A 24590-nucleotide genomic window follows, 5' to 3' on the forward strand; every position below is an offset into this window, starting at 1 on the left:
GCGTTAAAACAGTTTTTCTATTTCCTGCGCGCGATGCACGGCAGCCTGCATGGCATCGGCGACGATTTGTGTCAGTTTGCGTTCGTTAAACACGCGCAGCGCCTCTGCGGTGGTGCCGCCTTTGGACGTCACATTCTCACGCAGCGTTGCAAGCGGCGTATCGGGACTGGCTTCTACCAGTGCGGCTGCACCGAGTGCGGCCTGCTGCACCAACTGACGGGCACTTTCCGGTGTGAATCCCTGGCGAATGGCTTCTTGCTGCATCGCTTCCATAAACAGGAAAAAGTAGGCCGGTGCACTGCCTGCGGCGGCGATAACGCCGTTGATGCCGCTCTCTTGCTCAACCCAGCATACTTTACCCACGCTCTGCATCAGTTCGGCGCTAAAGGCCCGATCTTCCGCCGATACGTTAGCGGGGGCGTAAAGGCCGCTCATGCCTTTGCCCACCAACGACGGGGTGTTGGGCATAATGCGCACCAGCGTTAGCGGCTCCCCTAACAGTGCTTGAAAACGCGCTACGCTGACGCCAGCGGCAATAGACAGCACCAGCTTGCCCGGTACGTTCAGCATGTTGCGTAACGGCTCGCATACGCTTGCCATCAACTGCGGTTTCACCGCCAGCACCACGACATCAGCGTCCTGCGCGCCCGCGAGGTTGTCGTCGCTGCTGATTACGCCATAGCGCTGTGCCAGCGCATCCCGTCGTGTGGCGCTTGGTGCGCAGACGCGGATACGATCGGCAGGATAACCGCCGTTAACCAGCCCTGCAATTATGGCCTGTGCCATGTTTCCGGCACCAATAAAGGTGAGTTTGCGGTGTTGCATCGTTATGTTCTCTCGTGTTCGTCAACCGGCCAGTAGCAGCGTTCAGCCCCGAAGGGGATTATCCATGGCGAGAATTATCCCTGTATAGGCTTTCCATGCTGAGGCCTATACATGCTGAGGATAGTCACGCGCCCCGAAAATGGCGGTGCCGATGCGTACCAGCGTACTGCCTGCCGCAATGGCGGCGCCCATATCATCCGTCATCCCCATGGAGAGGGTATCCACCTGAGGATAATGCAATTTTAACTGCGCAAACAGGTCATTCATCGATTGAAATACGGCTAATTGCCGTACGTAGTCACTTTCCGGTGCTGGAATTGCCATCAGGCCCCGCAGCGTCAGGTGCGGCAGTGCCGCGACGGTGGCTGCCAGGGCGGGAAGATCGGCCGGTGCGATCCCCGATTTGCTGGCTTCACCGCTGATATTCACCTGCAACAACACGTTCAACGGCGCTATTGCCGCCGGACGTTGTTCGCTCAGACGTTGGGCGATTTTAGGGCGATCGACGGTGTGACACCAGTCAAAATGTTCGGCAACCAGGCGGCTCTTGTTGGATTGCAGCAGTCCGATAAAGTGCCATTGTAATGCCACCTGAGGCATGGCCTCACGGAAATAAAGCACCTTGTCCACGCCTTCCTGTACATAATTTTCCCCAAAGCCTCGCTGCCCACCGGCAATTGCTTCTTCGATAGCCGCCACAGGTTTGGTTTTACTGACGGCAAGCAGGGTCACCGCGTGCGGGTCGCGTCCACATGCCGTGGCGGCGGTAGCGATCTTCTCTCTGACGTTCTGTAGGTTCTGCTCAATCGGGTTCATGGTCATGCTAAAGATGGGATCTATGGATATCAATGAGTGGATAACCTGTAGTGTAAAACAGAATGCCTCCGATCTGCACCTGTGTAGCGGATATCCGCCGATGTGGCGTATTGATGGCGAGTTACAGCCGTTACAAATCAACGCTTGTTGCAACGCTGCGCAGACAGTTGGCTGACAGACTTTCAGCACCAGCAATTACACCGCGAGGGGCAGGTCGATGGCGCGTTGACCACACCCGGTGGCATTCGGCTGCGCGCACATCTGTTTCGTCAGCATGCCGGGATTGCCGTTGCGCTACGCACCATTGCTACGACGGCGCACGCGTTGGAAACACTGCATGCGCCACCGATTCTGTCTTCGTTAATCACGCGCCCTGCTGGGTTGATTTTGGTGACAGGTGCAACGGGCAGTGGAAAATCCACCACATTGGTGGCGATGGTGAATGCGCTCAGGCAGCAGCAAGCTTGCCATTTGATTACGTTGGAAGATCCTATTGAGTTTGTCTACGCCTCCGAGCCTTCGGCAGATCGCGGCCTGATTCAACAGCGTGAAATCGGCGTGCACTGCCCGTCGTTTGCCCACGGCTTACGCGGCGCGCGGCGTGAAGATCCGGATGTCATCCTGCTGGGGGGAATTACGCGACGGTGAAACCATTCGGTTGGCGTTAACGGCGGCAGAAACCGGGCATTTGGTGCTGGCGACGCTGCATACGCGCGGCGCGGCCCAGGCGGTAGAACGCCTGCAGGATGTGTTTCCCGCACAGGAGAAAGATTTCGTGCGCAGCCAACTGGCGATGTGTCTGCAAGGCGTGGTGGCGCAGCAGCTGGTGCGACGACGCGGTGGCGGTCGCATCGCGCTGTATGAAGTGTTGCTCGCGAATACGGCGGTGGCTAACCTGATTCGTGAGGGCAAAAGCCATCAACTGCCGGGTCTGTTGCAGATGGGCGGTCAGCGCGGGATGCAAACTTTTGCGCACAGTGGCTTTGTTGAATAATTTAAGATACTGATTTATATAAGCATTATAAAATTTCAACGACTAATTTTTCCTCTCGGAATGCTTTTTATTGTGCTAACTATTTGATTTGTCGTTCTAACAAAATACATTCTCTGTAAATGCATTCTAACTAAAGAAGATGTAAATCAAACGGTTAAATTATTCAACAAAGCCAATATTGCCATCAAACAGCGCGCGTATGGTCAGTCGCTTACCATGCTGGCGTTGACAGAGGCATTAGCCGGGCTGAAGTAACTCTGGCAGCCCCGGGGCGTATCGGGCCGCCACGGGGCTTTTTTCATCCAAGTTTAGCGTGCGGCTTATGGCACGAACGCCGGTTCCGCATCCGGTGGTAGCAATCCGGCTTTCCAGCACTGCTGCCAACTGTGCGCGACTTTGTTGAATAATTTAACCGTTTGATTTACATCTTCTTTAGTTAGAATGCATTTACAGAGAATGTATAGCTAAACGACTTAATTTTGATTACATTATTTAAATGAGCTATTCAATTGATTTTAGACGTAAAGTGATATCTACACGGAAAAACGAAGGGTTGAGTGGCTTTGTTGAATAATTTAACGTTTTGATTCACAACTTCTTTAGGTGGGATGCATGTACAGAAAATGTATTTTGTTAGAGCGATAAATCAAATAGTTAGCACAATAAAAAGCATTACGGTAGTAAAATTTAGTCGTTAAAATTTTATAATACCCATTTAAATCAGTATGTTAAATTATTCAACAAAGCCGGGTTGAGTATCCGAGAAACAGCGAAGCAATTTCGGATTGGCCCTGCCTCTGTATCGCGTTGGATTAATCAAATAGAGTCAAAAGCATCGACCACGCGTCAGCGAAAGATCGATAAATCCGAGTTGATAAAAGATGTTGAACAATATCCAGATGCTTACCAAAAAGAACGTGCAGAGCGTTTTGGCGTTTGTCAGAAGGCCATTTGGCAAGCGCTTAAAAAGCTGGGATTGACCTATAAAAAAAACTCTACGTCATCCGAAAGCCGACGAAAACGCCCGGCAGGGATTTCAACAAAAAAAACAACAGTATGAAAAAGAAGGTAAACCTATTGTTTTTATTGATGAAAGTGGTTTTTCACACGATGCCCCACGGACTCACGGCTATTCCCCAAAAGGTCAACGGTGTTTTGGCCTGAAGAACTGGGGAGCTAGGGGAAGAACAAATGTTATCGGCGCTTTATTAGGCACAACGCTGTTTGCTATCGGATTATTTGATATCAATATTAACAGCGATGTTTTCTATGCCTGGGTCACACAAGTCCTTATCCCAGTACTCCCTAAAAACAGTGTAATCATGATGGACAATGCCACTTTTCACAAAAAACATAATATTCAACAAGTCATCATCGATGCAGGGTATATGGTGGAGTATTTGCCTACATATTCGCCAGATCTTAACCCAATTGAGCATAAATGGGCACAAGCAAAAAGCAAAAAAAGAGAGATGGGTTGCGATACAGAGAGTTTGTTCTCAGTCCATATGGTGTAATCAAAATTAAGTCGCTTGGCTATAACATCCTGATAGCGCACGTCTGCATCCGCCTGACGGCGGAGGGTGTTGAGGATCATCTGGTAGCTGGCATCTTGCTGATCCAGCATCTCAAGAAAATCAACGGTGCTGATGGCTGCCCAACCGTTACCGCGCCCCCACAGTGCTTTGCCGTAGTTGCCGTTACCGGTGAAGTTCCAGCCGTGCATCCACAGTCCGGTATCCCTGTCGATCAGGTACTTGATGTGCAACAGGAACTGATAGCTGACTTCATCCCGGTAGCTTGGGCGATTGAGATAGGCACTGGCGCGCGCGTAGAACAAGCCGCTCATAAACAGCGTATCGACCCAGAGCTGCTCTTCATTAAGGTGATCGCTGGTGCAGTGGGTGAACCCATTCTCCTGGGTGCGTAGCAGTTCGTGCTCAATCCAGTGGGCGTATTCTTCGATCAGCGCCTGATGCTCGCGTGTCTCCTGGGCGATCCCCATGGTGGTGAGCGTCAGCATTGGTGCCATGCGATTGATGTTTTTCTCCGGTAATCCTTCTGCCAGGCGGCGTTGATACCATGCCAGCACATAAAACTAGTTGCTGAATAGAGACTTGCATTTTTTGTCAGGCTATTGAGAATAAAAAGAGGTTTAACTTAGAGAATAAAGGTTTGAAATGATCAACAAAGAGCGGTTGTTACGAGATAATCGTTTATGTAAAGCAATCATTGGATTATCAGTCGAAGAATTGAAAAATTTAGCCGCTGAATTTTCAGCTTGTTATTTGATTTATCGGAAAAAGAATCGAAAAGATCACGAGCGGCAGATGGGTGCAGGGCAGAAAGGATTTATCCCAACCCCATTAGATAAACTGCTTTTTATTTTATTGTATTTAAAATGTTATCCGACCTATGATTTGCAAGGACTTCTTTTTGGTTTAGAACCTATCCCAAAAGGAATTGTCAGTTAATAAGTAATGGCAATTTCTGAGGGAAGTATGGCAATCAATAAGTGGCAGATCAGCGATGAACTCTTGGGGGAAATGGTTCCGTTGCTCCCGGAACACAAAACCCACCATCCGCTGGGTACGCATCGCAGGCGGGTTGATAATCGTGCCGCAATGAACGCCATTCTCTTTGTGCTCAGAACGGGTTGCCAGTGGAATGCCCTGAATGCCACCGGGATATGCTCGTCAAGCTCCGCTCACCGCCGCTTCCAGGAGTGGCGGGATGCAGGAGTTTTTGAACGGTTCTGGCAGAACGGGTTGCTGGCCTGCGAGCAGCTGGATGCTATCGACTGGTCATGGCTGTCGATGGATGGTTGTATGACGAAGTCACCGCTGGCAGGCTCAAAAAAACAGGACGGAATCCCACAGACCGGGGGAAACAGGGTGTAAAGCGTAGCCTGATGACCGATGCGAACGGGCTTCCCCTCTCTCTGGTTGTCTCAGGGGCAAATACCCACGACATAAAGCTGGTTGCTGATACTCTCGACGCCCTTCAGACGGGCAGACCCGGCAGAAAGCTCCGCCTCTGTCTGGACAAAGGCTATGAAGCCGGATGGCAGGAGGCCTGTCTGAAAAGTCGTCGTTACGAACCTCATATCCAGTCAAGGAAAGAGGAGTCGGAAGCCATCAAAAACACGGATTTTAAAGCTCACCGCTGGGTAGTGGAGAGAACGCACAGCTGGATGAATCGCTTTCGTCGGGTTCTGACTCGCTGGGAGAAGAAAGTCGAAAATTATGAGGCGATGCTGCATTTTACCTGCGGCATCATTGTCTGGAATAAAATCCTATTGGGATAGGCTCTTAGATAGAACACGGGTATGTCGCTGGGTAAAAATATTATTGCCGGTTTTAGAGATGACCTTGGGGCGAGAATGTGTTTTGCCCGCTCGTCAAATTCGCTCTGCTGAGGAATTTTTTCGCGCCTTTCCTGGAGTTAAAGACGTCTTTATTGATGGGACAGAGCGACCTGTCCAAAAGCCTAAGAATCTGCGTCGGCGAAAAAAAATGTATTCGGGAAAGAAAAGACAGACCACTCGAAAAGGGCTTATTATGACTGACGAAACAAGGCAAATTGGATTTATCCCCATGAGCAAAAATGGGCGCCGTCACGATAAACGCTTACTCGATAAAGTCGATATAATTCGCCATATTCCTCCTGAGGTAACCATCTGGGCAGATACCGGTTTTCAAGGTATAGAGAAACAGCATCCTAATACACAAATCCCAAAAAAAGGAACTCGAAAAAGACCTTTATCGCCTGAACAAAAACAAGAAAATAAAATAATCTCGGGCATCCGTATTACAGTTGAACACGCCATCGCGGGTATCAAGCGCCTCGGTTGCATGACCCAAATTTTACGGAATCGTAGACCCTTTATTGATGATACCTTCTTACTCCTTAGCGCCGGTCTTTGGAATTTCCATCTCAGAACAGCGTAAAATTTACTTCAATCACCGAAACACCCTTATTTCACTATTAAGCAACACGCTTATTGCTGTTTCCACGCCCAAGGGCGCGGTAAACCGCTTTGTGCTGGTTTCACCGCTGGGCGACGTTTATCACTATGACAAACGCCACCTGTTTCGCATGGCCAACGAGCATCACCATTTTGAAGCCGGACATGAGCGCCTGATTATAGCCAACCGACTTAAAAATGATTACATCCTATGCCCTGATATGCGGCAAAGAAGCATAGCTGCCTGTTATCAAAATAATGTCGCTTGGCTATATCGAATGGCGTGGCTGGCGGATATTGCCGCAAATTTGCTATGACCTGCGTTTTCCGGTGTGGTCACGCAACCGCCAGGACTACGATCTGGCGCTGTACGTGGCGAACTGGCCTGCCCCGCGCGCACACCATTGGCGTACGCTGCTCGCGGCACGCGCCATTGAAAATCAGGCCTATGTGGCTGGATGCAACCGTGTCGGCGCGGATGGCAACGATCACAGCTATCAGGGTGACAGTCAGATAATCAACCCGCTGGGCGAGATCGTCGCACGGGCGCCAGAGAACCAGCCCGCGCAAATCAGCGCAGAGTTGTCTTTGGAAGCACTGCAAAGCTACCGTGAAGCATTTCCAGCATGGCGTGATGCAGATAGATTTACACTGTAGTAGGTGAGACGGCACAGGCCGTCATGCTGTTTAGATGAAACGAGGCATCACATGTATGCCATGTCCGCGTTAGGTTTCGTGCGCGAAAGCGTCACTGTATCTCTGCCACCCGCGTGGCACGCACCCGACACGGGGTGTGCAGTCGCCCCCACCCCGTGACCCCGGGCTTTTTGCGGAATGCCGCCGCTGCGCGGTGCCTTCGGAAACGGTCGCCGCCTGACGGACCGCGCTCGACGCGTTCCCGACGCGGCGAGCGCTTTCGCAGCATCCATGCTGCTCATCCTGGCATCTCCCCTTTCCTCAGCAGTATTCGACGCGGGAGAACACCCAAAATCAGCGCCAAACAAAATTGAACAAAAGTGCCTCGCCGATATAGCAGTAAAAACGTTATTCCTCACCAAAACTAAGCACCACCGCCAACCATGCGCGAAGCGCCTGCGCCACATCCGCCGTGATGATCGACTCATCCGGGTGGTGGCTAATCCCCCCTTTGCAGCGCACAAACAGCATACCGACCGGCCAACGTTCTGCTATCGCAATCGCATCGTGTCCGGCACCGCTCGGCAAAGCGGGAGCACGACCTTGCACCTGAGTAACCGCGTCACGCAGCACCCGCTGTAGTCCATCATCACAGCGGGTTGGCGCAATGCGGTAATACTCTTCAGCCTCAAAGCGGCAGCCGCGCGCCTGTGCAATCTGCTCACCATGAGACAATAAGTTCGCCAGCAACGTGGCCAGCGCCTTCTCCTCCGGTCCGCGCACGTCCAACGTTAAACGCACCTCGCCCGGTATCACATTCGCCGCCCCCGGAGCACACTGCAACGTGCCGATGGTTGCCACCAAACAGGCACCCTGCTCTCGTGTCAGTTGTTCAACCGCAACCATCCAATGTGCCGCTGCCGCCAACGCATCCTGACGTTGCGTCATAGGCACCGTACCGGCGTGACCCGCCGTTCCCTGAAAAACGCAGTTTAACCGGCGTGCACCGTTGATCGCTGTCACCACGCCCAATGCGGCGTCATCGAGTTCCAGACAGGGTCCTTGCTCAATATGCATTTCCAGATAGGCAGCAATACTTTGTGTCATACGCGCCGCACGTCCGATCCCTTCCGGGCATAATCCTGCCTGCGACAACGCTTGTGACACGCTTATACCTTGCGCATCCTGACAGGATAACCAGCTTTCAGGCCAGGTGCCGGTCAACCCTCGGCTGCCCAGCAGCGTAATACCAAACCGCGTGCCCTCTTCGTCACCAAACCCTACAATTTCCAGCGCCACTGGCAGGCGAATCTGTTGCTGATGCAGAAAGCGCACCACTTCAATGGACGCCAAAACGCCCAGCATGCCATCGTAGCGCCCGGCGTTGCGCACCGTATCAAGGTGCGAACCTAACACTACCGCAGGCGCATCGGGTAGATTGCCTTCGTAGCGGCCACAGATATTGCCGACCGCATCCTGCCATACCTGCATTCCAGCTTCCCGCATCCATTCACCCACGCAGCTATTGGCGCGCAAATGCTGCGGCGACAGATAAACCCGCGTTAGCCGATCGGTATCTTCGCTGATCTCTGCCAAGGTATCGCAGCGCCACATGACCCGCTCGGCAGCCGATTGCGCCGTAAAGTGCGATAACCACGGCGAACTCATCGCGCAACTCCAGCGCTGGCATCATAGCGGTCCCATGCCGCCTGTAATGCCGCGCCCTGCACCGTGCGGAAACCGTGGCGGTTGAGCACCGCTTCCAGCGCGCTCAGGGTTTGCATCACACAGTCTTTGCGGGCGTTATACCCCATGGTACCGATGCGCCAGATTTCCCCCTGTAGCGGACCAAATGAGGTGCCGATTTCAATGGCAAAATCATTCAGCAAGCACTGGCGAATTTGCTCACCCTGTATGCCCTCAGGGATAACCACACCGGTCACGTTATTCATTTTGTGTTGCTTGTCACCGTAAATGCGCAACCCCATGCCTTCCAGACCGGCGACCAGCGCCTCACCGTGCAACGCATGACGCGCGATGCCTTGATCCAATCCCTCTTCGAGCATCACTCGGGCACACTCCCGTGCGGCGAACAGCATGCTGGTGGCTTCGGTATGGTGGTTCAGGCGCTCGGGGCCCCAATAGTCCATCACCATGCCGAGATCGAAATAGTTGGAGTAGATCATCTCCTCTTCACCGTCGCGATGTTCCGCCGTACGAATCCCCTGCTCCACGCAGCGACGACGGCGTATGGCCGCTTCCATCTTCGGACTGAGGGTGATCGGCGCGCTGCCTGAAGGGCCGCCCAGACACTTCTGCAAACCGGCAGAAACGGCATCCAATCCCCAAGCGTCCGTCTCCAGCGCGTGGCCACCGAAAGAGGCGGTCGCATCGGTATAAAACAGCACATCATGGCGACGGCAGATATCCCCGAGTTCGGCCAGCGGCTGCAACATGGTGGTGGAGGTATCGCCTTGCACCGTCAGCAGAGCTCGAGGGCGTAACCGTTGGATAGCATATTCAATCTTATCCGGGGTAAAGACTTCCCCCCAGGGGACTTCGATAGTGTGAACGTCAGCGCGACAGCGGCGCGCAATTTCACACAACAGGTGACCGAAACGCCCAAACACCGGCACCAAAACCCGATCGCCAGGGCGGATCGCTGAGAGCAAAATAGCCTCGATACCCGCGCGCGATGTGCCATCTACCAGCATGGTCCAGCGGTTTTCTGTACGGAACAGTTGACGATAAAGCGCCATGGTCTGGTTCATGTATTCCGTCATGGCCGGATCGTATTGACCAATCAACTGACATGCCATGGCACGCAGTATACGGGGATCCGCATTGATCGGACCGGGGCCCATCAGTAAACGGTGAGGCGGATTGATCTGCGCGTATAATTCGTTATTCATCATGCACAACTCCAAAAAAAGCAGAAACGTTCGCTGCAAGCAACGGGGCTCAGGCCTCCGTCAAACCACGCACCGACGCAATAAACTGTTTGAGCTCGGGGGTCTGTGGGTTAGCAAACAGCGCGCGGCTGTCGCCTTGTTCCCACACGGTTCCTTCATGCATAAACACCACTCGATCGCCCACTTCCCGGGCAAAATTCATTTCGTGTGTGACCAAAATCAGCGTCATGCCTTCTGCCGCCAGTTGCTCCAGCACTTTCAGCACTTCCCCCACCAGTTCAGGATCGAGCGCCGAGGTGATTTCATCGCACAGCAGCACTTTGGGGTTCATCGCCAATGCACGGGCAATTGCCACGCGCTGCTGCTGACCGCCAGACAGGTTGGCCGGTGAGTAGTGCAGGCGTTCACTCAACCCGACTTTCGCCAGCATCTGCTCCCCCAAAGCGCGGCACTCCGCTTCGCTTTTTTTCAGCACTAAACGGGGTGCCAGCATCACGTTTTCCAGCGCGCTCATGTGCGGGAACAGGTTAAAGTTCTGAAACACCATACCCACTGAACGGCTGATTTCACGCGCTTGTGAATCGCGATTGGTCACGGTTACGCCACCGAGTTTAATGCTGCCTTCCTGATAGCCTTCCAGCCCGTTAATGCAGCGCAACAGCGTGCTTTTTCCCGAGCCGCTGCGCCCGATAATGGAAACGACCTCGCCCATATCGATATCCAGATCGACGCCTTTCAGAACGTGGTTCTGGCCGTAGTATTTCTGCACCTGATTAATGGTGATGAGCGGCATTGAATTTCTTCTCCAGATAGCGGCTGTAGTAGGACAGCGGATAACACATCAGGAAGTAGCCCAGTGCGACCATGCTAAAGACCTTGAAAGGTTGATAAGTGACGTTGTTCAGCATGGTGCCGGATTTGGTCAATTCGATAAAACCGATGATCGATGCCAGCGCCGTCCCTTTAATCACCTGCACTGAAAAACCCACCGTGGGTGCGATAGCGATTCGCATGGCCTGCGGCGCAACCACCCGACACAGCGTTTGACCAAAGCTCAGCCCGAGACAGCGCGACGCTTCCCACTGCCCTTTTGGCAATGCCACGATGCTGCCGTGCCAGATATCCACCAGAAATGCGCTGGTAAACAGCGTCAGCGCCAGTGCCGCAGCGGTCCAGGGACTGACATCAATGCCAAACAGGCCAAGGCCGAAAAAGGCCAGGAACAGCTGCATCAACAGCGGCGTTCCCTGAAAGACACCGGCATAGAAATGCGTAAAACGTACCGCCCAACGGCGCTGGCTTAGCCGCACCAACAGCAGCGGCAATGTCACTAACGCACCGCCGAAAAAGGCCGTCAGCGAGAGCAGTAGTGTCCAACGCGCCGCCAGCAGCAGGTTGCGCACGATATCCCAATCGGTAAAGTTCATCACCCGTGCGTTCTCCCGAGTAAACGACGGCCCGCCATCATCAGCAGTTGTCGCATCAACAACGACAGCACCAGATAAAACAGCGTGGTGACCAGATACACCTCAAAGCTGAGAAAGGTGCGCGATTGAATCAGGTTGGCGGCAAAGGTTAGCTCTTCATAAGAGACCTGCGACACCACGGATGAGCCGAGCATCACGATAATGCACTGGCTGACCAGCGCCGGATAAATGCGCTGCATGGCCGGTGTCAAGATAACGCGCACAAAGGTTTGCATGCGTGTCAGCCCCAGCACGCGCGCGGCTTCCCACTGCCCTTTCGGTGTAACCTGAATGCCCGCGCGGATAATTTCCGTGCTGTAGGCCCCGAGGTTAATCAGCATCGCCAGCAGCGCGGCTTCACAGGCCGTCAGTTTCCAGCCGAGCGTTGGCAGGCCAAAAACAATGAAAAACAGCTGCACAACAAACGGCGTATTGCGGATCAGTTCAACGTATAGCCCCCACAGGCGGCTTGGCAGCGAGGGGCGGCCACTGCGTAATGCCGCGCCACAGATGCCGATGGCAATACCGCCAAAGGTCGCCATGGCCGTCAACTGGACCGTCACCCACAGCCCCGCGAGCAGTTCGGGCCAATAAGGCCACAGCGCGGCAAAATTCAGTTGATAGGTCATGGCATGTCTATATGAACGCATCCCGTTTGCAAAGCATTCGTGGTGTTGACATTGACGGTAGGTTGCAGCTCTATATTCGGCCTTGTTGCAGCCGCTGCTGCGGGCCTCGATGAGATTCGCTGACTCACACCTCATTCTCCTGGCGAGCTTTAAGCTCAACACACCATTCAGGTTTAGTGAGTCACGGTCTTACCTGTCGTTGTCATCACTACGGCTGCCCTAGCAACCTTTCAGCATTCACCCTTCTATTAAAAGAGTTAATGTTTTGCCAGCATCTGTCGTTCAGAACGGCCTGACGCTGACGTGTTTTTTGTCGTAAGTTCGGCTATGTGCCACCAGGGCCCACACCGTGCGCGCTATCTTGTTAGCAATTCCCACCACCGCAACGCTGGTTGTCCGTCTTTTCAGCAGCTCCGTAACCCACGGGTTCGGCTCTTTCGCCAGCAGCGTCGCAGCCCTGGCTCCGTGGATAAACAGCGTCCGCAGATAAGCATCGCCGCGTTTACTGATGCCCAGAAGCCGCACTTTGCCGCCGGTGCCTGTTTGCTTTGGCAGCAAGCCGATGTCGGCTGCGAACTCCCGTCCTGATCGGAAGGCTCCCGCATCTCCCATGATGGTAATTGCTGCGGTGGCAACCAGTGGGCCAACACCTGGAATGTCCATAATCCGCCGACAGGCCTCATTCTGTTTCGCCCAAGTGGCAAGCTGTTTTTCGATAACCTCTATCTGCATATCCAGGTCATTGAGGCGCCGATGCTGGTCTTCAAACTGGTAGTTCAGGAACGGTGGCAGCTTTTCCTTAAGTCGCTCAAGCACCTCTGGCATCGCCTTGTCCAGTGACGCCCGGCCTTTACGCACAGTTTCGCCGAACTCCAACAGCAATCCGTGCAGCGAGTTGATTTGCGCGGTGCGGAACTTCACTAACTGGCGGCGCATTTTGTGCAGCGACAGTACTGCCTGCTGTTCCTCAGTTTTGACGGCAACGGCTTTAGCTGGCTGCTGGACCGCCATCCAGATAGCACGGACATCCATCACGTCATTTTTATTGCCCATCACGAAGGCCTTGACGAATTTGCCCTGGAGTAGTCTGACCTTATGCCCCAGTTTTTCCAGCTCCCGCGCCCAGTACTGGGAACCGCCGCAAGCTTCCATGCCAATCAGGCAAGGCTCACGATTGCTGAAGTATTCCAGCAGCGCGTCGCGCTTTATCTGTTTATCGATGACTTCACCGGTATGTTCATTAATGAAATGAACCTGCATCAGATGTTTTGCGATATCGACGCCAACAGGGGTATATTTCATGTCGTGGATCCTCCAGTTATCAGGGAGCTTTATGCATCCCGTGTTGGGCACAATGATGCCGTAAGTCTGCGAGGATCCACACCTTACCTGCCGAACCCTTCGCTGCTCTCAAATGTGTGGGATGCGTTCATCTCATTCTCCCTTAAGCACCCGGTTATTCAGTCAGCAGGCTGGCGGGTAATGGCGCTTTCAACCACTTTTCAGAGAGCGAATTCAGGGTGTTATCCGCCAACGCCTGAGCAATCAGCGTATCCACTTTAGCTTGCAGCGCCGCTTCCCCTTTCTTGATGCCGATATAGCACGGTGAGTCTTTCAGCATAAATTTGGCAACCGGTGCCTTGGCAGGGTTTTGCGCCGCAATGGCTGCCACCACCAGGTTACCGGTAGCGATATACTCCACCTGCCCGGACAGATACGCCGACAGCGTGGTGTTGTTATCCTCATAGCGTTTTATCTGCGCCGCTTTCGGGGCGATTTCACTCAGCACCATATCTTCTACGGCACCGCGCGTTACGCCGACGCTTTTGTCTGCCAGTTGCTGCGCATCGCTCACCGTACCGCCCTGCGGACCAAACACGCCGAGAAAGAACGGCGCATAAGCGCGGCTGAAATCGATCACGTTCTCACGTTCTGCGTTTTTACCCAGACTGGAGATCACCAGATCCACTTTATTGGTTTGCAGATAAGGCACGCGGTTAGCGCTGGTCACTGGTACCAGTTGCAACTTTAGTTTCATCTCTTGCGCCAGATAGCGAGCGACGTCGATGTCATACCCTTGCGGTTGCAGATCAGTGCCGACTGAACCAAACGGCGGGAAGTCTTGCGGTACTGCAACGCGTAACACGTCACGCTGTTCAATGTCCTGAAGCTGATCGGCAACCGCGTTGCCCGCTTGTGTCACTAACAGCAATGCGCCAGCCAGCGCGATCAGGTGTTTTTTGATGCCCATTGCGTATCTCCTGGTTGAGAGTCAGATGAAACCAAAAGTTCTTGGTAAACGATAATTGAAACTATAGTTTCATTCACTACGCAAAGGGCATGCCACTCTTAAAAAGTGTGTTAATAAGGCTTAGCAAGGGGGTAGTTGAGTGAGCAGAGATTGAGGTGCGCAAAAATACAGCACAGAAAATGCACCAAAAAAGTGCATAAGCACTCTTTTGGCGCTCGATTAGCGCTGCTCTAATTCATCCAGGTGGGTATAAAGATCGGCGATCTGATGAATACGTTGACGGCCCTGTTGCAACATTTCATGCAGTAACGCATTGCTGAGCAACCCGGCCAGACTCATGGCAGCGCTGTAGCTATCAAAGGCAGAAACACTGTCCAATGGCAGACATAATGACCAGGTAGCAAATGGAAATAAGCTGTTGGCCTGCGGTTCAAAGATCAATACAACGGGCACCTGACGCGCCTGCAACTGCGCCAGTAACGGTTGGATAACGCGCGGACGGCGACGAAACGCCACGATCACCGCAACATCCTGCGGCCCCAGGTCGGCAATCTCCTCAGACAGCGTCTGCCCCGGTTGGGCCAGTAGCGCCACCTGCGCACGCACCTGCATCAATTGCTGCCGCAGATGAAGCGCCACCGGATAACTATTGCGCAGACCGACGATTGAGACCTGTTTCGCCCGCAGCAATGCATCAATAATGGCACCAAACTGCGCGGGGTCGATACGGTTGATCCACTGCGCCAGATTCGCCATTTCCTGTTTATAGTGGCGTGCCAGCAGCGTATTGCCCTGAACAGCATCACGACTCTCGGCCAGCGGCATCCCGCTTTGGCGCAGGGTTCTTAGTTCTTCACGCACATCACGGTAGCTGGCATACCCCAACCGTTTGAACAAGCGACTGACTGTCGCTTTTGACACGCCGCTCAGTCGTGCCAGTTCGGCGCTGTTATAGCCAATCACGTCGTCGAAATGGGTAAAGATAAAATCGGCAATGCGCTGTTCCTGTCCAGAGAGAGTGCTGTAACGACTGCGTAGCCGCTCATCAATTTGTGTCATGGTGATTCCGTTTTCTCTGTATTACTGCAACTTTCGTTGCAATCACACTAACACAAGCCCATCACTGACATACAATAGGAAAAAACGTCTGCCCGCTCGGGGGTCGAAACCATTCTGGAACAACTCTTGCAACACACGTTTCACGCTAACGCCTCTGCATCGTGAAATAACAGGAGAATCGATGACCTCTCATACCCCTGAAACCCTAAGCGTTTATCTGCAACAGATGGAAACCCTGCTGAATCTGCCACTCCCCCCAGAGCGCCATGACGCGGTGCTGCTCCAGTTACAGCGCATCGCAGAGATGGCACAGCCGCTGATGGACTATCCGCTGGAGATGCATGAAGAGATCGCGGGGGTGTATCAATTATGACCCTCCCGTTGTCGATGGCGGAACTCACCGAGTTATCCATCACCCAACTGCAACAACATCTGCAACGTGGAGAACTTGCCGCCCGTGAGATCGCTGACATTACTCTGGATGCCATCGCGCAGCGGCACCCAACGTTAAATGCCTATACCCGGGTAACAGGCCAACGTATGCAACAAGAGGCCGATGCGCTGGATGCAAGGCGCCTGCGCGGCCACGTTTTGCCAGCGTTGGCGGGTGTACCTTATGCGGTAAAGAACCTGTTTGACGTTGCCGGAGAAACCACACTGGCAGGTGCACAGCTGTTTGCCGACCATCCCCCCGCCAAGCGCGACGCCTTTGCGCTGCGCCAGTTAAGCGCGAGCGGTGCTCTGCTTTCCGGCATGCTGAATATGGATGCTTACGCCTACGGCTTCACCACCGAAAACAGCCACTACGGCCCGACTCGCCACCCACTCGATCCAACCCGCATCGCGGGGGGGTCCTCAGGTGGTTCCGCCGCCGCGGTCGGCGCGGGACTGGTGCACTTTTCACTGGGCAGCGATACCAATGGATCGATTCGGGTGCCCGCGTCGCTGTGCGGCATTTTTGGTCTGAAGCCGACGTTTGGCCGGTTATCTCGTGAAGGTAGCCACCCGTTTGTCGCCAGCCTCGATCATATCGGCCCAATGGCACGCCGCACGGAGGATTTGGCCCAGGTATTCGATGCCTTACAAGGCATTGATAGTGAAGATCGTTTTCAGCGTCCACAGCCGCTCCTTTCTAGCGTATCCCGCTTGCAGGAGGGCGCTCACGGCCTGCGCAGTACCGTGCTTTCCGGTTATTTTCATGAGGCCAGTGATGATGATGCGCGCGATGCCGTGCAACGTGTTGCACACGCGCTTGCGGCCAATGAAGAAAGGACCATCGCCCAGGCCGAACTGGCTCGCACCGCCGCCTTTATTCTCTCGGCCAGCGAAGGAGGTAACCGTTATCTCTCCGCCCTGCGCCACGCGCCTGAAAAATTTGAGCCGCACTCCCGTGAACGACTGACGGCAGGCGCCATGCTGCCTTCTGCCTGGTATCTACAGGCTCAGCGCTTTCGTGACGTCTTTCGCCGTCAGGTATTACCGCTGTTTGAACACGTGGACCTGCTTATTGCCCCGGCGACACCGTGCTGCGCTACCCTTATCGGGCAGGAAAGGATGCGAATCAACCACACCGATCTGCCCGTACGCGCCAGTATGGGCATGTTGACTCAGCCTATTTCGTTTGTCGGGCTTCCCGTCGTCACCGTGCCGTTGATGACCAAAAAAGGGCTGCCGATTGGCGTGCAACTTATTGCCGCCCCCTGGCGAGAAGATATCTGCCTGCGTGCAGCCTGGGCACTGGAACAATACGGCGTGGTCAGCGCCATTTCCTGCCAGTAAAGAAGGTGAAATAGTATTATCGGGGGGTGCCTGTGGGCATCCTCTATTTCAATGCAGGTAACGGGGAAATATAAAGTATTGACAGTGGCATCCCCCCCCTTTCGATGAAGCCATCATTTTCAGTGCAATCCGAAAATAACCACCGCCAAATAGCGATATAAATCACCTTTATCACTGTAATGGCATAAGTAATTTCAAAAAAAAATCACAACCTCATTCAACCCCATTATAGCCAACCGACTTAAAAATGATTACATCCTATGCCCTGATATGCGGCAAAGAAGCATAGCTGGCTGTTATCAAAATAATGTCGCTTGGCTATATTACCAACAACATAACAAAACATAAAAACCATTTAAAACACACAATTAATTGATATAAAAAGAAAAATTAATGCAAAACACCAACAAATAATATAAAAATCAGACAGTAAAAAATAAAGGATAATGGCCTATCATACGACATGAAAATGAATATCCTCATAGCACCATTCTCGGCTTCAAGGGTTGCCTCAGAATCTGAGCATGGTAGGGTATGGCGTGTTTTCACCTTCATCAGGACAAAATATAGAACGATAAATCACAGAGGAATTTTATCATTTCATGGCAATAAAACTCGAAGTAAAGCATCTCTATAAAATATTTGGCGAGCACCCTGACAGGGCATTCAAACTGATAGACAAAGGGCTAAACAAAGATCAGATCTTTGAAAAAACCGGGCTCACTGTCGGCGTGAAAGACGCCAATCTGGCCATTGAAGAAGGCGAGATATTCGTCATCATGGGATTATCCGGCTCGGGTAAATCCACACTGGTACGCCTTCTCAATCGTCTGATTGAACCGACGCGAGGTGAGGTGCTGATCGACGGCGAAAACATCGCCGAGGTATCAGACACGGAACTGCGTGCCCTGCGCCGCAAAAAAATCAGCATGGTGTTACAGTAATTCGCCTTGATGCCGCACCTGAGCGTGTTGGCTAACACGGCGTTTGGCATGGAGTTGGCGGGCGTCGATAAAGCACAGCGCGAACAGAAATCGCTTGAAGCTCTGCAACAGGTGGGTCTTGAAGCCTATGCCAACAAGTACCCGGATGAGCTTTCCGGCGGGATGCGTAAACGCGTCGGTCTGGCGCGTGCACTGGCAAACGATCCCGATATATAGCCAACCGACTTAAAAATGATTACATCCTATGCCCTGATATGCGGCAAAGAAGCATAGCTGGCTGTTATCAAAATAATGTCGCTTGGCTATACTGCTGATGGACGAAGCGTTTTCAGCGCTCGATCCGCTGATCCGCACTGAAATGCAAGATGAGTTGGTGAAACTGCAATCGCGCCACCAGCGCACCATCGTATTTATTTCCCACGATCTGGACGAAGCCATGCGCATCGGCGATCGCATCGCCATTATGCACGGTGGTGAAGTGATCCAGGTAGGCACGCCGGATGAAATTCTCAACAACCCGGCTAATGACTATGTGCGTACCTTCTTCCGCGGCGTGGATATCAGCCACGTGTTCAGCGCCAAAGATATTGCGCGTCGCCGTCCCGTCACGTTGATCCGCAAAACGCCCGGCGTTGGGCCGCGCTCGGCGCTCACGATCCTACAGGATGATGACCGTGAATATGGCTACGTGCTGGAAAAAGGGAAAAAATTTATCGGCGTCGTTTCTATCGATTCGCTGAAAAAAGCACTGCACGCGCAACAACCACTGGAACAGGCTTTGCTTCCCGACCCTGCCCCCGTGCCCGCAGATATGTCACTTATAGCCAAGCGACATTATTTTGATAACAGCCAGCTATGCTTCTTTGCCGCATATCAGGGCATAGGATGTAATCATTTTTAAGTCGGTTGGCTATATAGCTAAACGACTTAATTTTGATTACATTATTTAAATGAGCTATTCAATTGATTTTAGACGTAAAGTGATATCTACACGGAAAAACGAAGGGTTGAGTATCCGAGAAACAGCGAAGCAATTTCGGATTGGCCCTGCCTCTGTATCGCGTTGGATTAATCAAATAGAGTCAAAAGCATCGACCACGCGTCAGCGAAAGATCGATAAATCCGAGTTGATAAAAGATGTTGAACAATATCCAGATGCTTACCAAAAAGAACGTGCAGAGCGTTTTGGCGTTTGTCAGAAGGCCATTTGGCAAGCGCTTAAAAAGCTGGGATTGACCTATAAAAAAAACGCTACGTCATCCGAAAGCCGACGAAAACGCCCGGCAGGGATTTCAACAAAAAAAACAACAGTATGAAAAAGAAGGTAAACCTATTGTTTTTATTGATGAAAGTGGTTTTTCACACGATGCCCCACGGACTCACGGCTATTCCCCAAAAGGTCAACGGTGTTTTGGCCTGAAGAACTGGGGAGCTAGGGGAAGAACAAATGTTATCGGCGCTTTATTAGGCACAACGCTGTTTGCTATCGGATTATTTGATATCAATATTAACAGCGATGTTTTCTATGCCTGGGTCACACAAGTCCTTATCCCAGTACTCCCTAAAAACAGTGTAATCATGATGGACAATGCCACTTTTCACAAAAAACATAATATTCAACAAGTCATCATCGATGCAGGGTATATGGTGGAGTATTTGCCTACATATTCGCCAGATCTTAACCCAATTGAGCATAAATGGGCACAAGCAAAAAGCAAAAAAAGAGAGATGGGTTGCGATACAGAGAGTTTGTTCTCAGTCCATATGGTGTAATCAAAATTAAGTCGCTTGGCTATACGACGCGACATCAAGTCGCACGAATACGGGTGCCCGTGCTGTTTTTGATTCATCACGCCAAACGCGAACCGCGAACGAAACCCGCCCACGCAACATTGCCTTTAACTACATCGTGAGAGCAGCATAATGAGCACCTATTCAACTGATATTGAAAATGCCGAATTAGGCGAAAACGGACTCACCAAAAAGGCGGGGTGGATCACCGTCTATCACGTCAACCAGTCCACGGGTGAATACCAAAGCGCCAGCATGGAATACCTCATGCTTGGCGTTGGCCTTCCTGCCTATTGTTACCCCGATGAGCCAGAACTACCGCCAGCAGGGCAAACGCTACATCGTTCGGCAGATGGCAAGTCATGGGAGTTCTCACCAGATTATCGTGGACAAACGGTTTACAGCACGGAAACACGACAGGAAATGATTGTTTCCCAATTCGGCGAACTGCCGGATAACCTCACGTTACTGAAACCACAAACCGAATTTGATGTGTGGAACGGTAAGAAGTGGGTTCTCGACAAAGAGGCGAAAGCGGCCGCCGCGCACGATATTGCGCAGCAAGAGCTTTCCTCACGTAAAGCAACCGCTGCGTCACGCATCAATGAACTGACGTATGCAGTTAATCTCGATATGGCGACGGATGAAGAAAAAGCGACGCTGGCTGAATGGCAAAAATACGCGGTGCTGTTGAGTCGTGTGGATATCAGCAAAGCGCCGGATATCATCTGGCCGGAAGCGCCAGAAGGTGAAAAAACGGGGAATTAGCGTCGGTCGTTGAGGCTCGCCAGTTCGTCGTCAGACAAGCCGGTCGATATTTTGACGAGGGTGCGTTCAACGCCATTGGCGAGAAGTTGCCTTGCAATTTTGAGCGAGGCGCTATGCTCGCCTTCTTGGCGTCCTTTCAGGATGCCCCTTTGCTCGCCTTCATGCCGTAGCTGTTCTGCAATAGTCATGACATCCTCCTGATAATCCTGTGTCTGTGTGGCGATTGTATGCAAAAACTGTCTGGTGTCTGAGGTTTCGCCTCGACCCACAATATAGTACATCAGGCTACGGAACTGCTCTTTAGGTATAGACCATAGATTGAGCAGGCGGGCGATATCTCCTGCCAGTTCCAGCATGTCCCGTGTACGGATGTGCTTCTGCACCAATTCCAGCAGGGCTACCCGCCGATGGGACAGTATTTCATCATCCGGCATAGCGGTGATATCAACGAGCGGGAATGCCTGCGTATAGACTGATTCTGCCAGTTCAGGGTCAGCAAAGCAATCGAGCCATTGGGTGCTGTAGGGGTAGGGCGACGTGGTGCCGTGGTAGAACAGGAGCGGGATGACCACGGGTAAGGTCTCGTTACCTTGCTCAAGGTGCCGCTGCATGGCTGCCACACTGTACCGTAGCAACCTGAATGCCATGAGCTTTTCTGGCCTGCTCTGGTGCTCGATAAGCGTGTAAATGTAGCCTTTCCCCGCATTCGTCTGCACGGAATAGAGCATATCCGAACACTGGGTGCGCAGGTCGTCTTCGATAAAGCTACCTGACTCCATCGCAAGTGTGCTGAAATCGCAGCGATCCCGCAGATAAGGCGGCAAATGGATTTCCAGAAAGTCCCGTGCTACAGCGATATCGCCGAGGAACTTTTTGAACAGCGAATCATGTTTTGAGAGAAAGGATTTTGTCATGGGTGTAGTATACTGCGTTAAGAGGATGACCTACCATTGAAACTACTGAAGCTCAAATAAGCCGGATCGCTTTTCACGGATGTCACCAACAGCTATCTAGCGTGGTCGGAACTTTCTTATTGAGTAACCTATTGATTATTTAATTGTTTTATCTGCATAATGCATACAAATAAATAATTATATTCAAATATAACTATGTGTGGTTACTATGACTGCTGGCGGGCATTTCATCTTTGCTTTAGCAAGCGCTATTTTTGCGAAGAAATTGGAGTTATCACCAGCCTTAGCTCAAGGGAGCTGGGGGTATATTATTATTGGTGGAATATTGACCTGCCTGCTGCCAGACATTGATCACCCTAAATCTTTGTTAGGTCAGCGATTAAAATGGCTTTCTATACCTATTGCCAAGGTGTTCGGTCATAGAGGTATTACCCACAGTTTTTTGGCTATTGCAGGGTGCTGCACATTTCTTTTTTCAGGCTTTTTGTCACGAATTATCATTCCAATACCGATAGACTTCGTCCATGGAATGGTCGTCGGATATATTAGCCATGTGGTAGCCGATATGTTAACACCAGCAGGAGTACCGTTGCTATGGCCATGTCGTTGGCGTTTTTGTATTCCAATATTGAGCCCCAGTAAATATCCTCTGTGGGAGCGGGTATTTTGTGCATTCGTACTGGCGTGTGCTTCCCTGTATCCCTTCGATATATTAATAATGAATAAATTATTGGTTATTGATTTTATACATAATATATGGTATTGGGTACGTAAAAATTGATTTGAAATCGACTTTTACATAAGGGCTCCTCGAAAAACCTCATGCTAGGGATATCTCGGCGATAAATTAGAGCGGAACCAAAAGAGGTTGTTTTTTTGTACTTGATGTGCTCACCCCCCCAAATCGAGCAATAAACGAGCGTTTTAAAAAAATGAAGGCGTCTAGATTTTTCGAGGTGCCCAATTGGGAACGGCTTATCGTCATTTTTTGACTTTCCACCGGAGACCCGTAAGGTTATTTACACCACCGATTCTGGAACCAGCCAAACGCTTATCAAGCAGATTACCGGTCTAACTGATTCTGAATCGAATAACCTGAATATTATTAAGGGCGGCAAGTAGTGATAAATGACCGGCCCTTTTTGTTTTATTGTTGACATGACTTCATGGTTGTATGCACTGAGTGATTTTCTTGTGGGTTATTTTATATTTCCTTTTTTCGTTATGTATAGCGCAATAACCTGAACCAGTATGGCGGAAGAATACCATAGCGTACTCAGTGCATCCTCATGGTTTACAATAACCAAACGAAGCATGGCCGTGATGCCAATGCAAATGAAATACTGCAAGGGAAAGAAGTTATCTGATTCAAAATATTTAATGATGAGCGCCACAAACTCGAAGTATAAAAAGTAATCGATTAAGGTTGCAATAACGCCAAAAGATAACGTCTTATGAGATTTTAACAACAAAAAATTAATCATCGCGTAGATTTCTTTTGCGATGCAGGCGAGTAAGATGATACCCATCATCATTAGTAAAATATTTAAGGCGAATTGTAAAGTCCTGGATATGTATTTTTTATATTCTGTTTTTATTTACTCACCTCACTGAGGTTTATGGTATTTTACCCATTGTGGTTTATGCGCTAGTTTTCTAGTACCAATTATAAAAAGATATACTATGTCAATCCCGACCCAAAAGCAACAAGCCGTCATTGACTGGCAGGGCCAGCAACTTGTTGTGAATGCATTTGCCGGAACAGGGAAAAACTCGATACTGGTTCGCTATGCAGAAAAACACCGGCTTTGTTGAATAAATCAGAACTTGTAACGACTGCGCCCCATACGGGTCGATTGTTACGTGATGCGAATACTGTTCGGCATTCCTAATAGCGTGATCCGGTTAAGCGCTTTGACCATGGCCATGGCTTCACCCACTTGAGCATCGTAGTCTCGCAGACTTAGATGACCACCCAGAAGCCTTTTGAAACGGAACATGGCCGTTTCAGCCACTGAGCGCCGGTGATAGCCCACTTTCTTTTTCCAGATATCGTTACTACCGCTAATGCGCTGATTTGCAACAGCGTGGTTACGCTCGTGGTAGCGATCTGGCCAATATTGCGCCCCCCTTCGTGGAGGGATAAGCGGCCTTATTTTCTTCCTCAGCAGAGCATCATGGCAGTAAACTGTATCGTAAGCGCCGTCAGCTGATGCCTCTCTGATTTTCCGGTGGGTCTGGTTTATCAGCGCAGGTAGCGCTTGGGCATCAGTCGTACCACTGAGCGACAAATCCGCACAGATAATCTCATGCGTCACACTGTCTACTGCCAGGTGCAGCTTACGCCACACCCTGCGTCTGTCGGCACCATGCTGCCGGACTTTCCATTCGCCTTCTCCGAAGACCTTCAGACCGCTACTGTCTATGACCAGGTGCGATATTTCGCCCCGGGTCGGCGTTTTTATGCTGATACTGACGGTTTTTGCCCGCCGACTGACCAGAGAGTAGTCCGGGCAGCGCAGTGGCAGGCTCATCAGTGTAAAAACCGAGTCGACAAAGCCCTGTAATGCCCGGAGCGACAGGTTAAACACGTGCTTTATCATCAAAACCGTGGTAACAGCCATATCGGTGTAGTAAAGCGGCCGACCACGACCTTCAGGCGAAGAACTGTCAGTCCATGCAGCAATGGCCGACTCATCAAGCCAGACCGTCAGGGAGCCGCGCTGTCTGAGTTTTTTGTTGTATGTGGGCCAGTTGGTGATTTTAAACTTTTGCTTTGCCATGGGGAGCTGATATCGGGAGCGATGATAGTGCTCTGATCCGGCGATCCCCTGAAAGT

Annotated in this window: 24 protein-coding genes and 7 pseudogenes; 17 read left to right on the plus strand and 14 right to left on the minus strand. The window is 51.5% G+C overall.

Annotated features, from left to right (window positions below; translation table 11 throughout):
* Positions 1–3: 3 nt before the first annotated feature.
* Both proC and ACQGXV_RS04910 read right to left on the minus strand, forming a co-directional pair.
* Positions 4–825: a pyrroline-5-carboxylate reductase gene (gene proC, locus ACQGXV_RS04905; RefSeq protein WP_440865482.1), complete on the minus strand. Its 822-nt coding sequence runs from the start codon at positions 823–825 to the stop codon at positions 4–6.
* A 105-nt stretch (positions 826–930) separates the two neighbouring features.
* Positions 931–1641, minus strand: coding sequence for a YggS family pyridoxal phosphate-dependent enzyme (locus ACQGXV_RS04910; RefSeq protein WP_440867256.1), 711 nt, complete (start codon positions 1639–1641; stop codon positions 931–933).
* A 22-nt stretch (positions 1642–1663) separates the two neighbouring features.
* Between ACQGXV_RS04910 and ACQGXV_RS04915 the strand changes: the two are divergent.
* From ACQGXV_RS04915 to ACQGXV_RS04925, 3 genes and pseudogenes are all read left to right on the plus strand, one after another.
* Positions 1664–2635, plus strand: a pseudogene (locus ACQGXV_RS04915) (type IV pilus twitching motility protein PilT).
* Between the two features lie 715 nt (positions 2636–3350).
* Positions 3351–3695: pseudogene (locus ACQGXV_RS04920) on the plus strand (IS630 transposase-related protein); the annotation flags it as partial.
* Positions 3619–4152 (plus strand): IS630 family transposase, encoded by a 534-nt coding sequence (locus ACQGXV_RS04925; RefSeq protein ID WP_440862665.1) that lies wholly within the window; start codon positions 3619–3621, stop codon positions 4150–4152. The pseudogene ACQGXV_RS04920 and the gene ACQGXV_RS04925, both read left to right, overlap by 77 nt.
* 86 nt (positions 4153–4238) lie before the next feature.
* On the opposite strand, the pseudogene ACQGXV_RS04930 reads toward ACQGXV_RS04925, so the two are convergent.
* Positions 4239–4727: pseudogene (locus ACQGXV_RS04930) on the minus strand (glycoside hydrolase family 88 protein); the annotation flags it as partial.
* A gap of 88 nt (positions 4728–4815) precedes the next feature.
* Between ACQGXV_RS04930 and ACQGXV_RS04935 the strand changes: the two are divergent.
* The 5 genes and pseudogenes from ACQGXV_RS04935 to ACQGXV_RS04955 all read left to right on the plus strand — a co-directional run.
* The gene (locus tag ACQGXV_RS04935) at positions 4816–5109 is read left to right on the plus strand and encodes a hypothetical protein (RefSeq protein ID WP_440865484.1); all 294 of its coding nucleotides are present in this window, start codon (positions 4816–4818) and stop codon (positions 5107–5109) included.
* Between the two features lie 27 nt (positions 5110–5136).
* A protein-coding gene (locus ACQGXV_RS04940) for an IS5 family transposase (RefSeq protein WP_440865485.1) occupies positions 5137–5942 on the plus strand; the annotation gives its coding sequence in 2 pieces (ribosomal slippage) (positions 5137–5487 and positions 5490–5942; 804 coding nt in all).
* A complete protein-coding gene (locus tag ACQGXV_RS04945; RefSeq protein WP_440865486.1) occupies positions 5914–6585 on the plus strand; it encodes a transposase family protein in 672 nt (223 codons plus the stop codon). The genes ACQGXV_RS04940 and ACQGXV_RS04945 overlap by 29 nt, the downstream gene beginning before the upstream one ends.
* A 52-nt stretch (positions 6586–6637) precedes the next feature.
* Positions 6638–6776, plus strand: a pseudogene (locus ACQGXV_RS04950) (amidohydrolase); the annotation flags it as partial.
* Positions 6777–6875: 99 nt separating this feature from the next.
* Positions 6876–7259 (plus strand): annotated as a pseudogene (locus ACQGXV_RS04955) (amidohydrolase); the annotation flags it as partial.
* Positions 7260–7646: 387 nt separating this feature from the next.
* Here the strand turns inward: ACQGXV_RS04955 and hpxK are convergent.
* The 8 genes from hpxK to ACQGXV_RS04995 form a co-directional block, all read right to left on the minus strand.
* The gene (gene hpxK, locus ACQGXV_RS04960; protein ID WP_440865487.1) at positions 7647–8906 is read right to left on the minus strand and encodes an allantoate amidohydrolase; all 1260 of its coding nucleotides are present in this window, start codon (positions 8904–8906) and stop codon (positions 7647–7649) included.
* Positions 8903–10150 (minus strand): pyridoxal-phosphate-dependent aminotransferase family protein, encoded by a 1248-nt coding sequence (locus ACQGXV_RS04965; protein WP_440867258.1) that lies wholly within the window; start codon positions 10148–10150, stop codon positions 8903–8905. Before ACQGXV_RS04965 ends, hpxK begins: the two co-directional genes overlap by 4 nt.
* A gap of 49 nt (positions 10151–10199) precedes the next feature.
* Positions 10200–10943, minus strand: a complete 744-nt coding sequence (locus ACQGXV_RS04970; protein WP_195314010.1) for an amino acid ABC transporter ATP-binding protein — start codon at positions 10941–10943, stop codon at positions 10200–10202.
* Positions 10924–11577: an amino acid ABC transporter permease gene (locus ACQGXV_RS04975; protein WP_440867260.1), complete on the minus strand. Its 654-nt coding sequence runs from the start codon at positions 11575–11577 to the stop codon at positions 10924–10926. Before ACQGXV_RS04975 ends, ACQGXV_RS04970 begins: the two co-directional genes overlap by 20 nt.
* On the minus strand, positions 11577–12245 hold the full coding sequence (locus ACQGXV_RS04980) for an amino acid ABC transporter permease (RefSeq protein WP_440865488.1): 669 nt from the start codon (positions 12243–12245) through the stop codon (positions 11577–11579). Before ACQGXV_RS04980 ends, ACQGXV_RS04975 begins: the two co-directional genes overlap by 1 nt.
* Before the next feature lie 282 nt (positions 12246–12527).
* A complete protein-coding gene (locus ACQGXV_RS04985) occupies positions 12528–13547 on the minus strand; it encodes an IS110 family transposase (RefSeq protein ID WP_440865489.1) in 1020 nt (339 codons plus the stop codon).
* A gap of 154 nt (positions 13548–13701) precedes the next feature.
* The gene (locus ACQGXV_RS04990; protein WP_440867261.1) at positions 13702–14490 is read right to left on the minus strand and encodes a transporter substrate-binding domain-containing protein; all 789 of its coding nucleotides are present in this window, start codon (positions 14488–14490) and stop codon (positions 13702–13704) included.
* A 225-nt stretch (positions 14491–14715) separates the two neighbouring features.
* On the minus strand, positions 14716–15555 hold the full coding sequence (locus tag ACQGXV_RS04995; protein WP_440865490.1) for a MurR/RpiR family transcriptional regulator: 840 nt from the start codon (positions 15553–15555) through the stop codon (positions 14716–14718).
* A gap of 181 nt (positions 15556–15736) precedes the next feature.
* Here ACQGXV_RS04995 and hpxX point away from each other — a divergent pair, with 181 nt between their 5' ends.
* From hpxX to ACQGXV_RS05030, 7 genes and pseudogenes are all read left to right on the plus strand, one after another.
* A complete protein-coding gene (gene hpxX, locus ACQGXV_RS05000; protein WP_440865492.1) occupies positions 15737–15928 on the plus strand; it encodes an oxalurate catabolism protein HpxX in 192 nt (63 codons plus the stop codon).
* Positions 15929–15942: 14 nt separating this feature from the next.
* The gene (locus ACQGXV_RS05005; RefSeq protein WP_440867263.1) at positions 15943–17334 is read left to right on the plus strand and encodes an AtzE family amidohydrolase; all 1392 of its coding nucleotides are present in this window, start codon (positions 15943–15945) and stop codon (positions 17332–17334) included.
* Positions 17335–17936: 602 nt separating this feature from the next.
* A pseudogene (locus tag ACQGXV_RS05010) lies at positions 17937–19098 on the plus strand (quaternary amine ABC transporter ATP-binding protein); the annotation flags it as partial.
* A gap of 130 nt (positions 19099–19228) precedes the next feature.
* Complete coding sequence (locus ACQGXV_RS05015; protein WP_440863104.1) at positions 19229–19594, plus strand: IS630 transposase-related protein; 366 nt, start codon at positions 19229–19231, stop codon at positions 19592–19594.
* Positions 19518–20051, plus strand: coding sequence for an IS630 family transposase (locus ACQGXV_RS05020; protein ID WP_440862665.1), 534 nt, complete (start codon positions 19518–19520; stop codon positions 20049–20051). The genes ACQGXV_RS05015 and ACQGXV_RS05020 overlap by 77 nt, the downstream gene beginning before the upstream one ends.
* A gap of 67 nt (positions 20052–20118) precedes the next feature.
* Positions 20119–20202 (plus strand): annotated as a pseudogene (locus ACQGXV_RS05025) (phage tail protein); the annotation flags it as partial.
* The gene (locus tag ACQGXV_RS05030; RefSeq protein ID WP_440865493.1) at positions 20202–20837 is read left to right on the plus strand and encodes a tail fiber assembly protein; all 636 of its coding nucleotides are present in this window, start codon (positions 20202–20204) and stop codon (positions 20835–20837) included. The pseudogene ACQGXV_RS05025 and the gene ACQGXV_RS05030, both read left to right, overlap by 1 nt.
* On the opposite strand, the gene ACQGXV_RS05035 is transcribed toward ACQGXV_RS05030, so the two are convergent.
* Positions 20834–21751 (minus strand): Rpn family recombination-promoting nuclease/putative transposase, encoded by a 918-nt coding sequence (locus ACQGXV_RS05035; protein ID WP_440865495.1) that lies wholly within the window; start codon positions 21749–21751, stop codon positions 20834–20836. The two genes, ACQGXV_RS05030 and ACQGXV_RS05035, sit on opposite strands and share 4 nt — an antisense overlap.
* 208 nt (positions 21752–21959) lie before the next feature.
* Here ACQGXV_RS05035 and ACQGXV_RS05040 point away from each other — a divergent pair, with 208 nt between their 5' ends.
* Positions 21960–22532 carry a metal-dependent hydrolase gene (locus tag ACQGXV_RS05040; protein WP_440867264.1) on the plus strand — a complete coding sequence of 191 codons (573 nt, stop codon included), beginning with the start codon at positions 21960–21962 and terminating at the stop codon, positions 22530–22532.
* A gap of 418 nt (positions 22533–22950) precedes the next feature.
* Here the strand turns inward: ACQGXV_RS05040 and ACQGXV_RS05045 are convergent, their stop codons facing one another.
* A complete protein-coding gene (locus ACQGXV_RS05045) occupies positions 22951–23349 on the minus strand; it encodes a phosphate-starvation-inducible protein PsiE (RefSeq protein ID WP_440867265.1) in 399 nt (132 codons plus the stop codon).
* A gap of 85 nt (positions 23350–23434) precedes the next feature.
* On the opposite strand from ACQGXV_RS05045, the gene ACQGXV_RS05050 reads away from it, so the two are divergent.
* Positions 23435–23566: a hypothetical protein gene (locus ACQGXV_RS05050; RefSeq protein ID WP_440867853.1), complete on the plus strand. Its 132-nt coding sequence runs from the start codon at positions 23435–23437 to the stop codon at positions 23564–23566.
* Between the two features lie 44 nt (positions 23567–23610).
* Here the strand turns inward: ACQGXV_RS05050 and ACQGXV_RS05055 are convergent, their stop codons facing one another.
* A complete protein-coding gene (locus ACQGXV_RS05055) occupies positions 23611–24534 on the minus strand; it encodes an IS5 family transposase (protein ID WP_440865497.1) in 924 nt (307 codons plus the stop codon).
* Positions 24535–24590 lie beyond the last annotated feature (56 nt).

This window comes from Symbiopectobacterium purcellii, assembly GCF_052050035.1.
Classification (GTDB): Bacteria; Pseudomonadota; Gammaproteobacteria; order Enterobacterales; family Enterobacteriaceae; genus Symbiopectobacterium; species Symbiopectobacterium purcellii_A.